Consider the following 12570-nt stretch of genomic DNA (forward strand, 5'->3'; position numbering starts at 1 on the left):
GTCCCGGGAGCCGGCGGGAGCGCGGGAGCCGGCACCGCCCCGTCGGCGGCACGCGGTCCGGCGCGGCGCGCGCTTCGCGCGGTTACCGCCACCGGATGGGCGGTGGCCTGCGCCGCGGTTGTGCTGGGGGCTGCCGCGGGTGTGCTGCGGTTTGCCGAGCTGTCGATGCTCGCGGTGGGATGTGTCGTCGTGCTGGCGGCGGCGGTGGTCACGGTCGCCTACCGTCCGCGATTAGGCGCGGAGATCGAGGTCGTTCCCGGCCGGGTCCGGCGCGGTGAGGCGGCTGTCGCGAGTGTGACGATCAGGAACCTCGCGGAGCGGTCCAGCGGTGCCCTGCGGGTCCGCGTGCCGCACGGGGAGGAGGCGACCGAAACACATCTGCGTTCTCTGCGGGGATCGACGCGGCGCACGATCGCGCTACCGTTACCGACCGCGCGCCGTGGGGTGCTGCGGGTCGGCCCGGTGCAGGTCGGCAGAGCTGACCTGTTCGGTTTGCTGTCGCGCTCCCAACAGGTCGGGGAACCGGCCGTGGTGCGTGTCCACCCGGTTGTGTATTCGCTGACGCCGCTGGTGTCCGCTCGGTCGAGCAGCCCTGACGGGCTGTCGGTCGACAGCCGGACCGAAGGCGGCGTGACCTTCCACGCGCTCCGCGAATATGTGCCTGGTGACGATCTCCGGCATGTGCACTGGCGCTCCAGCGCTCGGGCGGGCACCCTGCTGGTGCGGCGGTATGTCGATCCGAGCGAGCCGGTCACGACGGTCCTGCTGGACACGCGGGCGTACGCATACCCGTCCGGAGCGGCCGGCGAGGCCGGGTTCGACGCGGCGGTGGACGTTGCCGCCTCGGTTCTGCTTGCCTCGGCCCGGCTGCGTTTCCCGGTCCGGCTGCACACCACCGGGCATGTTCGGGTCACGGGTCGTGGCGGGCGTGGCGACGGCCAGATCGTTCTCGACGTGCTTGCCGGTGTCGAATGGGACGCCGCGACGCCGGCGGCGGGCAGATCCCGGCCCGGTACCAGCGGATCCGGCAAGGGGGACCGGGATCCCGGTGACGCCAGCGCCCGCCCGGATGACGCGCTGGCCGCGGCTGTCCGGGGGCTTGGCCGTGGCGGGATCGGCACGCTCACGCTTGTCACCGGTGGGGTGGACATCGGGCAGGTGGCTGCGGTCGCCTCGGCTGCCAGCTGGTTCGAGCACGTGATCGTGGTTCGGGTCGGTGCCGCCGGTGCCGCCGGTGCCGCCGGTGCTGGAGCCGGCGCTGGAGCCGGGCCGGTGCCATGGTCGGTCACCGCGGGAGGCGAACGGCTGCGTGTCCTGGATCTCGCTGATGCCGCCGCGCTGGTGCCGGCGTGGCCGGCGACTCCCACCGGGAGGGTACGGTGACGGCGCTCTGGCCCCGGGCCGGGAGCTTTGCCGTGGTCACGGTGATGGCCGGGCTTGCCGGCGGATCGTTTCACCGGGCGTTCGGCTGGGGCCCGCTCACCGGCCCGGTCGCGCTGGCGGCGGTCGTGCCTGTGATCGCCGTGGCGCTGCTCGCGGGGACGCCCCGCCGTCGCCGGGTGCCGTTGTCGCTGCTGGCCTGGGCCGCGCTGTGGCTGGGCGTCGTCGCGGTGACGCTGTTCTGGCACGGTTCGCCGACGGTTCCCGGTGTGCTGCCCGCGGTCGGCGACGGTCTGCTCAACGGCTGGGCCCGGCTGCTGGCGGTGACCCTGCCGGCGCCGGATCCGCCGGATCTGCTGGTGGTGCCGCAGGCGTTGACGTGGCTTGCGGCTGGCGTCGGTGCGGAACTGGTGGCAAGGACGCGGACGGTGCTGCTCCCAGCCGTCCCGGCAGTCGTGGTCTTCGTGGCCGGGGTGACGCTGACGGTGTCCGCCCCGGGGTCGAACCTGCTGGTCGCGGCCGCTCTGGTGGCGGCGTCCGGGCTGCTCATACTGTGCCGGCGCGCCGAGATCCGGTCGTTGACGACCGCCAGCGGCCGCGGTGGATCCGGATCGTCCGCGAGCCGAGCCGTCATCGGGGTGGTTGCGGCGGTAGCCGTCGCGGCGGCCTCCGCCCTGATCGGCCCGCTCCTGTCACCGGGGCACGGCCGTGACCCATACGACATACGCGCGCACCGTACGGTACCGCTGCACCCGATATCCACGGTAAACCCGTTGGACCAGGTCGCGGCCTGGCTCGGTGACCCGGGCCGGCTGTTGTTCGCGGTGCGCGCGTCAGCGGCACAGAACGGGACACAGAACGGGACACCGGATGGGACACCGGATGGGACGCAGAACGCGGAGCAAGCCGCGGCGCAGAACATCCGGCTGGCCGTGCTCGACCGTTTTGACGGCCAGTCCTGGACGTCGTCAGCTCGTTTCCAACCGGCCGGACGTCAGGTCCCGGCGGTGGCCGGGGAGCTACCGCGCAGCGGGGAGCTACGCCAGGACGTGGAGATCGACGGTTTGGACGGTGTCTGGCTGCCCGCCATGGACCGCCCGGTCCGGCTTGACGGCGTGGGCTTGGCCGTCGACGTCGACAGCGGCGTTCTGCTCAGCGCCGTGCCGGTGCGTCCCGGCCGCCGGTACACGGTGGTGTCCGCACCGCAGACCATCCCTGACGCAACTGTCCTTGCGTTGTCGCAGCCGGCCACCGACGCCGACGCCGACGCCGCCCGCTACCTGCCGCCCGGCCTACCCGATTCGGTGCGTGAGGCTGCCCGGCGGGGGTCCGTTGGGAGGATCACCCCATTCCAGCAGGCGTTCGGGCTGGAACAGTACCTTCGCGGCACCTTCAGCTATGACTCGCTTGCGCCGGCTGGTCACACCTACGGACACCTCAACTACTTTCTGACCAGGAGCCAGCGGGGCACCTCCGAACAGTTCGCGACCGTGTTCGCGGTCGCCGCCCGGGTGCTGGGTCTGCCCAGCCGGGTCGTGGTCGGGTTCGCCTTTCCTCCCGGCGGGCCGCGGACAGCGGACGTCCACACCGGCGACGTCCTGGTCTGGCCAGAGATCGACTTCGCGGGTGTGGGCTGGCTGCCGTTCTATCCGACGCCGCAGGAGTCGCGGCGTGGCGGCACTGAGGTCGCCTCCTCGGCATCGGGGGAGTCCAGCGAGCGGGCGCGGCGGGCCGAGGCCGCGGCGGCTGTGCCCGTGCAGTACCCGGCAGCGCCACCATCCGCTCCACCGGTGGTTCGTCACACTTCGTTGCGGGTGTACGTGGGGGTGATCTCCGGTGCTGTCGTGCTCGCCTGTGCCCTCGGCTACCTGGCGGTCGCCGCGGGGTCGCCGGTGGCGCGCCGTCGGCGGGGACGGCGCGCGCGTATCCCCCGGACGCGCGTGGTCGGTGCCTGGCACAGCACACACGACGCCTTGGCGGGCGCCGGCATAGCGATCCCGGCCGCGGCCACCCCGGCTGAGACAGTCGGGATCGCCGCGGCCGGGATCGGCGCCAGCGGCCGAGCGTCGCTGGCGTCCTTGGCGGATCTCGTCACCACGGCGCTGTTCGCCGCGAACGGCATCGGCCCCGCCGAGGCCGACAAGGCCTGGCTGCACGAGAAACAGGTGCGCGCACAGCTGCGGCGGGTCGTGCCGCTGCACCGGCGCATGGCCGGGCGGCTCGCCCCCAGCCAGGTCATCCGGGGGAGGAGATACCGATGATCCCCGGTTACCGGTCCTTCACCGTGATTGCGCACGGTGGGTTCAGCACCGTCTACTCTGCCTATCAGGACCATCTTGACCGCACGGTGGCTATTAAGGTGATTAACGCCGATCTTCGGGACTCCGCCGCGGAACGGCGGTTCACCCGGGAATGCCGGGCAACCGGGCGTCTCACCGGTCACCCGCATATCATCACGATTTTCCAGGCTGGCTCGACGGAGGATCGGCATCCGTTCATCGCCATGCAGTATCTCCCGCGGGGCTCGGTCGCCGACCGGATCCAGCGCAGCGGCCCGATGCGGGCACACGAAGCCCTTCACATCGGTGCGAAAATCGCCGAGGCCATGCACGCCGCGCACGAGGCCAGAATCATCCACCGGGATGTCAAACCCGGCAACATACTGCTCACCGACACCGATGAACCGGTGCTCAGCGATTTCGGCATCGCGAGCCTGGCGGGCTCGGAAACATCCACGAGCCAGGATGCGTTCACGCCGTCCTATACGGCCCCGGAAGTCCTCCAGGGAGAGGAACAGTCGGTCGCAACCGACATCTACGCGCTGGGCGCGACCCTGTTCGCCATGCTGGCGGGCTCGCCGCCGTTCGGATACCGGCCGGGCGACAGCCCGGCCACCATTGTGCTGCGCGTCCTGACTCAGGACCTTCCCGCGTTGCCTCGTGAGCGCGTGCCCGAATCCGTGGAGAACCTGCTGCGGACCGCGCTCGCACGCGACCCGGCGCAGCGCCCACAGACCGCCGACGCCTTCGCCGCGGACCTCCGGCACCTCAACGAACGCCTCGGCCACACCGTCCCGCGGATAGCGCCGGAACCGGTCGGCGTGCCGGAGGAGGTCGCAGGCGCGGCCGGCGTACCCGGCACGTTTGTGGGTGCCAGGCAGAGCAGCGAAGCCGTGGCCGTCCCCGACGCCGTTGCTGAAGCTGTTCCCAACGTGCTCACGCATCCGGACCCGCCGCCACAACCCGCACCGGCCGCGCTTGAAGATCATGCGCCAGCGGGCCCTGCCGTGGATTCCGATACCGACCGCAGCATGGGCGGCGCGATGCAGGAGATCACCCTGCTCCGGGAAGGCAGGCCGGCCCGGCCGAGCCTGGACACAGCGCCATCGGGCCGGGCCGGTAGGCCGCGGCGGGTTCTGGTGCTGCTCGGGGCCACCGCGGCGATCGTCGTGTCACTGGTGGTGATAGCGGTCCTCGCTCCGCGTCGGCCCAACCCGGCGCGCTCCTTGTCAACCTCCGTCAGGACGGCCTCCCCCACGCCATCCCCGGTCACGCCCGCGCCGGTCACCTCCGCCGACATCCAGGCTGCGCGCCCGACTGGTCTACGCGCTGATGACGCTGGAGCGACGGTCACGCTGACCTGGCAGAACGGCTCACGGACCGATACTGATCTGATCGTGCAGACCGCGAACCCCCCGGACGTTCCCCCAGTGCCGGTACAACGGTTGCCCGCCGGCGCGGCCATCATCCAGATTGCTGATCTGGATCCCAGCAAGGGCTACTGCTTCCACGTCGGCCCCGTGCTCTTTGACCCCGTCGGACACAGTCTGATCAAGGCATGGTCGGACTATGTCTGTATCCGCGGCGCCACACCGCCCCCGTCTTGAGCCTGCCGGGTGATCAGGCCCAGGCAGGTGGGCGGCTGCTACCTCCGGTAATCCTGCTTTCCGGCACACCCGCATTCGCGTCAGCAAACGGGGACGTTGAAGTCGGTGTTGTGATAAGGCGGGCCCTGGCCGGGGACGTCGCCATTCCGGAAGTTGTTCGCGACACCGTAGTACTGGCCGTTCCAGGGGCTGCTGGCAATCCTGTACCACCAGCCGTCCGGATTGGCTGACTGGATTAGGGGCTCATATACACGGCACTGCACCTCAACGTAGGCGCCCACCGCGATGCGCGGGCCTTGACCGGAGGCGTTGTGCGGGTTGCTGAATGTCGGAGAGCCAGTGCTGCCGGTTTGTTCGCGGTACGTGGTGGGAGCTGGCGGCGGGGGCGGAGAGGAAGCAGGCGGCTGGGAGGAAGCGGGCGGTTGAACGGGAGTGGGCGGCGGGGACGAAGCGGATGGTTGAACGGGAGCGGGTGACGGGGAGGCAGCGGGCGGGGCAGCCGGAGTCGGCTGTCCACCGGCAGGCGGGGCCGTACGGCTCGGGCTGGGGGCTGGTCCGACGACTGGGGTTGGTACCTGGGGCGGGACGGCTGTCGACGGCTGGGAGCGCGGGGCCTGGCGGGGAGCCAGGATCACGGGCGCGGGCAGCGGCTGGGGTGGGGCGGCTGTCGACGGCTGGGAGCGCGGGGCCTCGTGGGGCGGTGTGATCGTCTGCGTGGGCAGCGGCCGAGGTGGGGTGGTGGCGGCGCTGCCGGCGACGTCGGGGGCGTGTTTTTCGATCGGCTGGGCCGAGCCGTCCGGCCGGACCAGGACCGCGTGGGAGCCGCGCTCGTCATTTGCCCAGAGCATCCCGTCCTTGACGAAGACGGTGAGCTTCGCCGGCTCAGGGGTAACGGTGATCGGCGAACTGAACTGCCCCAGGTCGGCTGCGTAGACCAGCAACCGTCCCTTGTCGTTGTCGGGTATGTACACCCGGTTGCCGGCCACCACGGGAGCGCCGAGCTTCCCGGAAGGGTCCTGGGAGCCGAGATCGACCGCGCGGACAGCACCGGCGCCCGGGTCGGCCAGCAGCATCGTGGTCGTCCCGTCGACAATGACGGGGGTGAGATGGCCGTCGACGGACGGCGCCACGAGCAGTTGACGCCCTTGCCCGGCCGGGTCCGGCAGCCGCAGCGCCGGGGCGGGGCGGCCGTCGCGCACGGGTACCAGCGCTGGCGTGGTCGCGTCGACCGCGACCGGCAGCCCGTCTACTATGATCAGTGACAGTCGGTAGCCTGGCCGGGCGACCGTGACCGCTGTTCCCGCTGTGCCGCGGCGAACCGGGACAAGCTGCCCTTTCTCGGGTAAGGCCACCCACAGCGTGCCGTCAGCGGTCAGCCCGGCACCACCGATCGCTGAACCAAAGGAGAGCGGCGCGCCCAGTGGGTCCAGCGTTTTCGGGTCGATCCGCTGGACCTGCCCGGCGACGTGTGCGTCGATGACATATGCCTGGTCCGCGCCCGCGACAACGGTGGTGCCGGTTCCAAAGCCCCGCTGCTCGGCGGCGGCCAGCCCGACCGGGTCGATCCGGCTGGTCACGCCGGTGTCGGTGTCGGTGACCAGGACGTTGGGCCCATCCTGGGTGACCGTGAGGTGATGTTCCCTGCCGCCGTTGATGGTCACGCTGGCGTCGGCTCGCCCGGATGGCCCGTTCACATGCGAGATGATCCCCTGGCTGCTGCTGACCAGCCATGCGCCGACGTCCCCCAGCCGCACGACGGCGGAACCCGCGCTCTGCCCCAGCACGATGACCGCCGATCCGCTGGCGAGCAGGAGCGCCAGCGGGACCGCGACCGCTCCGCGTGCCCGTGACCTGGCGAGCCGTGACTCGGCGAACCGTGACAGCAACCGTCGACGGGTTGACCGCTCGCTGCGAGTTCGCCTCATCGCCGTCCTTTCCGGGCGTGACCGACGTGCACTCGACGTCAGTATATGGCCACTTTCCGGCCAATCCGTTATATGCCTGTATGATCATCGGTAATGCGGGCGGGGTGGTGTGCCAGAAATATGGTTCCGCCCGCCGTCTCGTTCAGCTCGATGCGCCACCGGGCTAAGAACGCCCGAGGATAGGGGACGCGGCATCGCGGGGCCGGGGCACGCGCCTTGCGATCCATCCACCCGGACGCCGCTGCCTGATCGAACGCCCTGTTGCCGGTCGCTCCAAGTTTTTCGTAGATCATGAAGCTGTGGCTGCCGGACCGGAGCGCGGACGTGAGGAGCGGTCCCAACGCACCTCGCGGGGGCGTATGTCGGCGATGAGCGAGAGAATGCGGCGCTTCACGGAAGTCCCACGCGCGTCCCACGCGCCCTCGCGACGGCGGCGACGCCGGCCGCGAGCCGGGGACGCCGGCTGCGGGCCAGGGAAACGGAGAGGAGAGGTCGTGCGAGGCCGGAACTGCTTCGCCAGGTTCGACGACCTGCGGGCCGGTGTTGCCTGGGAGTTCTCGCGGCCCGCCTGCCGTCTGGCGGCGGTCCGGCCCGACGAGGTCGCCCCGCTGCTGGCCGAGGTCGAGGCCGCGACCGCCGGGGGTTGGTGGGCCTGCGGCTTCGTTGCTTACGAGGCGGCGCTGGACCGGCGCCTCGCTGTCCACCCGCCCGCCCACGGCCTGCCGCTGGCCTGGTTCGGCGTGTGTGCCCCGCCCCGTCTCGTCCCAGCCGTCCGCGAGCCGGACCCGGCTGCCTACCGTGTCGGCGAGTGGTGGCTGGCCTGGGACTCCGAGACCCACCGGGCCCGCGTCGAGGCCGTCCGCCGGCACATCGCCGCGGGCGAGACCTACCAGGTCAACCTGACCACCCACCTGACCGCCGAGACCCTCGGTGACCCGTTCGCCCTCTACACCGACCTCGCGCTCGGCCAGCGCGGCGCCTTCAACGCCTACCTCGACGTCGGCATGTTCGTTGTCGCCAGCGCCAGCCCGGAATTGTTCTTCGAGACCCGGGGCCGGCAGGTGCGGATGCGGCCGATGAAGGGCACCGCGCGCCGGGGCGATACCCCGGCCGAGGACGCGGTGATCGTCGCGGCTCTGCGCGCCAGCGAGAAGGAACGCGCCGAGAACATCATGATTGTCGACCTGGTGCGCAACGACCTCGCCCGAGTCGCGGTCACCGGCAGCGTACGGGTGACCTCCCTGCTGCACGCGGAGCGGTACGCGACGGTGCACCAGCTGACCTCGGAGGTGTGCGCGCGCCTGCGCCCAGGCATCGGCCTGCCTGAGGTGTTCCGCGCGCTGTTCCCGTGCGGCTCGGTCACCGGTGCGCCCAAGCCGCGCACCATGGAGATCATCCGGGATGTGGAGGATGGTCCGCGGGGTGTTTACTGTGGCGCCATCGGCATGGTTGCGCCTGCCGATGCCCCTTTCCAGGCTCGTTTCAGTGTCCCGATCCGTACTGTTCTGCTCGACCGTGCCACGGGCGTCGCTGCCTATGGCGTTGGCGGTGGCATCACCTGGGGCTCCGATCCCGCCGCTGAGTACGCGGAGCTGGCCGCCAAGACGGAGGTTTTCACCCGCCTCGTCCGCCTGGACCGTTCCCGGTGCTGTTGACGCGGATAATCATTGGGTATCCGCGTGACCTCGCTGGACATGTCCCGCTGCCGCCGTCGGGTCAGGACGATACGTCCGCATGGTGCGGCGGCTGGCCGGCCAGGCGGACGCGGCTTTCGCTGGGGATGCGGAGCGCGATGACGGCCAGATCGTCGTGGCCGTCGCTGGGGTGTTCGTCGGCCAGCGCGTGGCACAGCGTGGGTAACGGCTGGTCGGCGTAGGTCGCGGCCAGCGCGGCGAGCGCGGCCAGACCATGGTCGATCGGATGGGAACGGTGTTCGACGAGCCCGTCGGTGAACAGAATCAGGGTGGCGCCTGGCGGTAACGCGAGAGTGCGGTCGTGGCGAGGCAGGCCGACGTCGACCCCCAGCGGTACGTCGGGCTCGGTCTGCAGGTAGCGGCTGCCGCCGTCGGGGGTGAGCAGCAGCGGTGGGAGATGGCCGGCGCTGCTCCAGGACAGTTTCCACCTCCCGCCCATCGGCTCGATGCGCGCGAGGCAGATGGTGGTCACCGGATTTTCCTCGATCGCTTCCAGCGTGTGGTCGAGCTGAGTGAGCACGGCGCTGGGTGGGCCGCATTTGTCGTACAGCAGGGCGCGCAGCATGTTGCGGGTCTGGGCCATGGCGGCCGCGGCGACAAGGTCATGGCCGACGACGTCGCCGACGACGGCCCCGACCGCTCCGTCGGGCAGCAGCAGGGCGTCGTACCAGTCCCCACCGACATGCCCTGTTCGCGAGCCTCGTTGCGTCGATGCCTTGTAGACCTCGGCGACGGACAACGGAGCCAGGTTGGGCAGGCGGGGCAGGAGCAGGCGCTGAAACTGTTCGGCACCGGTGCGGACCTGGTCGAACAGGCGGGCGTTCTCCACCGCGACAGCGGCGGCACCTGCCAGCGCCACGACGACAGCCTCGTCCTCCTTGTCGAAAGGCCGCCCATCCGATCGGTCGCAAAGATAGATGTTTCCGTATATTCGGCCACGCACACCGATGCCGACGCCTAACATGGTGCGCATTGGTGGATGACCCGGTGGGAATCCTACCGAATCCGGGTGCGTGGGAATATCGTCCACGCGGATCGAGGTCGGCTGCCGAATCAGGTGGCCCAGCAGCCCATGGCCGTGTGGTTGCTCGATTCCCGCCAGGGCGTGGTACTCCTGCTGGCTCAGACCGATCGGGATGAACTCCGCCAGGCCTTTGCCCCGCTCGTCCAGCACGCCCAGGGCGCCGTAGCGGGCGTCGGCGAGTTTCATGGCGGTGCTGACGATCTGCCGCAGCACAACTGGCAGGTCCAGTTCCCGGCTGATGAGCAGAACAGCGTCCAGCAGCGCCCGCACGCGCTCGTTGGCGCGACGCAGCTGCGCGATCCGGGCGGGGATCGGCTCGACGGTCTCAGCGGCGTGGGCCTCTGTCTGGGTGCCCCTCGCCGGGTGGCCGCAGGCTTCGCCGTACTGGCTCACAAGGTCCCCTCCAACGTCGAGCCGGGCGCCCCCGTGCCCTGTCGCATGGGGCCGGCTGCCGCAGGTCCGTGCGGTTGGATAGCCCTTTACAAGCGTGCCCGGCCGGGTGGGCACAGACGCGGGGGACGGGTCTGCGAATGACCGATCGGGTGGACGTCGAACGAAGTGAACGAAACAGCAATCGACATTATGCATGGCTGTCGCTCAGGGTTCACTGTCCGGTTTCGTCCGGTGGCCAGCTCGACGAGCGGCTGGAAGAACATCCGCGGGCCGCCCCGGTCGAACAGCTTCCGGCGGCAGTCACTCGGTCAGGCGCGCCAGGGCGGCCAGCGGGACAATGCTCGCTTGTCGTGCCTGGAAAGGCCGATACAGCGGATGGCGGCAGATCATCGTCAGGTGACGAGGGGCGCGGTGGGGTGGGTGGGACGGGTACCGCGGGTGCCGCGGGCGCTGGGGTGGGTGCACGGGTATCGCCGCGCCTGGCTGCGCGGCGACGTGCTTGCCGGAGTGACGGTGGCGGCCTACCTGGTGCCGCAGGTGATGGCCTATGCGGGGGTCGCGGGTCTGACGCCGGTGGCGGGGCTGTGGGCGGCGTTGCCCGCGCTGACGATCTACGCGGTGTTCGGGTCCTCGCGACAGCTGTCCGTCGGCCCGGAGTCGACGACGGCGCTGATGACAGCCGCCACCATCGGGCCGCTGGCCACGGGGGACCCGGGCCGGTACGCGGCCCTCGCGGCGGCGCTTGCGGTTGTGGTCGGGCTGTTGGCGCTCATAGCGGGGGTGGTGCGGCTGGGGTTCGTCGCCGATCTGCTCTCCCAGCCGATCCTGGTCGGTTACCTGGCCGGTGTCGCCATCATCATGATTGTCGGTCAGCTGGGCAAGACGACCGGTGTTCCCGTGTCGGGCAAGCATCTGTACGGTGAGGTCGCGTCGTTCGTACATCACGTGGGGGCGGCCCAGGTGAGCACCATCGCGCTCGCCGCGAGCGTGCTGGTGTTCCTTTTCCTGCTCGAGTGGCGCTGGCCTGGCGTGCCGGGGCCGCTGCTCGCCGTCGTGCTGGCCACAGCCGTCGCCGCGGTGTTCGATCTGCGCGCGCGTGGGATCGCGGTCGTCGGCGGCATTCCCGGCGGCCTGCCCCGGCCGACGCCGCCGGCTGCCGAAGACCTGGTCAAGCTGGTGATCCCCGCTCTCGGGGTGCTGTTCGTCGGGTTCACCGACAACATGCTGACCGCCCGGGCGTTTGCCAGCCGCGCCGGCCACGGGGAGATCGACGCGGGCGGGGAGCTGTTCGCGCTCGGCGCGGCCAACCTCGGTACCGGGCTCCTGTCCGGTTTCCCGGTGAGCAGCAGCGGCAGCCGCACCGCGCTCGGCGCAGCCGCCGGCAGCCGCAGCCAGCTGCACTCGTTGGTCGCTGTCGTCGCCGTGGTCGGGGTGCTGCTGTTCCTGCACCCGGCGTTGGCCGCTTTCCCGACGGCCGTGCTCGGCGCGATCGTCATCTATGCCGCGGTCCGGCTGGTGGATGTGGCGGGCTTCCGGCGCCTGGCCCGGTTCCGGCGCAGCGAACTGCTGCTCGCGCTCGCCGCGCTCGCCGGTGTGCTCACCTTCGACATCTTCTACGGCATCCTGATCGCCGTCGCCCTGTCGCTCGCCGACCTGTTGACGCGGGTGGCGCGGCCGCACGACGCGATCCTCGCCCGCGTGCCCGGGGTCGAGGGCATGCACGACATCGACGACTACCCGGGCGCCGAACTCATCACGGGTCTTGTCATGTACCGCTACGACTCGCCGATCTTCTTCGCCAACGCCCAGAACTTCCGTCGCCGCGCGCTTGCCGCTGTCGGCGAGATGGCGCGACGAGGCCCCGTCGAGTGGTTCGTCCTCAACATGGAGGCGAACACCGAGGTCGACATCACCGGCCTGGACGCCCTGGAGGAGCTACGCGCGGAACTCGCCGGCCGGGGCATCGTCGTCGCGCTCGCCCGCGTCAAACAGGAGCTGCTCGACGCTCTTGTCGCCCATGGCGTGGCCAGCCGGATCGGTGCCGGCCGCATCTTCCCGACCCTGCCCGCCGCGATCGCCGCGTACACGGAGGCCGCCGGCCTCGCAGATAAGAGCGCCCGAGGATAGGACTGTCCGGCTCGCGGCTCCCCGCATCCCGCCCGGCCGCGTTGTCGTCAGTCGGCTCCCAGCACCAGGGCGCCTTCCTCCGCCGCCTTGCCGGATCGGGCGCGGCTGAGCCGCTCACTGATCGAACGCCCTATCCTCGGG

At 70.8% G+C, this 12570-nt stretch carries 7 protein-coding genes; 5 read left to right on the forward strand and 2 right to left on the reverse strand.

Annotated features, from left to right (window positions below; genetic code table 11):
• The 3 genes from MJ777_RS19770 to MJ777_RS19780 form a co-directional block, all read left to right on the forward strand.
• A partial coding sequence (locus MJ777_RS19770; protein WP_239377403.1) for a DUF58 domain-containing protein occupies positions 1-1383 on the forward strand: 1383 nt, incomplete at its 5' end.
• Positions 1380-3641 (forward strand): transglutaminase domain-containing protein, encoded by a 2262-nt coding sequence (locus MJ777_RS19775; RefSeq protein WP_239377404.1) that lies wholly within the window; start codon positions 1380-1382, stop codon positions 3639-3641. The genes MJ777_RS19770 and MJ777_RS19775, both read left to right, overlap by 4 nt.
• A complete protein-coding gene (locus tag MJ777_RS19780) occupies positions 3638-5266 on the forward strand; it encodes a serine/threonine-protein kinase (RefSeq protein WP_239377405.1) in 1629 nt (542 codons plus the stop codon). Before MJ777_RS19775 ends, MJ777_RS19780 begins: the two co-directional genes overlap by 4 nt.
• An 80-nt stretch (positions 5267-5346) precedes the next feature.
• Here MJ777_RS19780 and MJ777_RS19785 read toward each other — a convergent pair whose 3' ends face one another.
• On the reverse strand, positions 5347-7191 hold the full coding sequence (locus MJ777_RS19785) for a hypothetical protein (RefSeq protein ID WP_239377406.1): 1845 nt from the start codon (positions 7189-7191) through the stop codon (positions 5347-5349).
• A 494-nt stretch (positions 7192-7685) separates the two neighbouring features.
• Here MJ777_RS19785 and pabB point away from each other — a divergent pair, with 494 nt between their 5' ends.
• Entirely contained in the window at positions 7686-8846 is a 1161-nt protein-coding gene (gene pabB / locus MJ777_RS19790; RefSeq protein ID WP_239313938.1) for an aminodeoxychorismate synthase component I, read from the forward strand.
• A 61-nt stretch (positions 8847-8907) separates the two neighbouring features.
• On the opposite strand, the gene MJ777_RS19795 is transcribed toward pabB, so the two are convergent.
• Positions 8908-10497 (reverse strand): GAF domain-containing SpoIIE family protein phosphatase, encoded by a 1590-nt coding sequence (locus tag MJ777_RS19795; RefSeq protein ID WP_370652782.1) that lies wholly within the window; start codon positions 10495-10497, stop codon positions 8908-8910.
• A gap of 180 nt (positions 10498-10677) precedes the next feature.
• On the opposite strand from MJ777_RS19795, the gene sulP reads away from it, so the two are divergent.
• The gene (gene sulP, locus MJ777_RS19800) at positions 10678-12429 is read left to right on the forward strand and encodes a sulfate permease (RefSeq protein ID WP_370652783.1); all 1752 of its coding nucleotides are present in this window, start codon (positions 10678-10680) and stop codon (positions 12427-12429) included.
• Positions 12430-12570 lie beyond the last annotated feature (141 nt).

The organism is Protofrankia sp. Cj5 (genome assembly GCF_917627405.1).
Lineage (GTDB): Bacteria > Actinomycetota > Actinomycetes > Frankiales > Frankiaceae > Protofrankia.

Bases quoted from the DNA above. Each gene is read 5' to 3' on its own strand.
- MJ777_RS19780 (WP_239377405.1), top strand. From the start codon at position 3,638: ATGATCCCCGGTTACCGGTCCTTCACCGTGATTGCGCACGGTGGGTTC.
- MJ777_RS19785 (WP_239377406.1), bottom strand. From the start codon at position 7,191: ATGAGGCGAACTCGCAGCGAGCGGTCAACCCGTCGACGGTTGCTGTCA.
- MJ777_RS19795 (WP_370652782.1), bottom strand. From the start codon at position 10,497: ATGCATAATGTCGATTGCTGTTTCGTTCACTTCGTTCGACGTCCACCC.
- sulP (WP_370652783.1), top strand. From the start codon at position 10,678: ATGGCGGCAGATCATCGTCAGGTGACGAGGGGCGCGGTGGGGTGGGTG.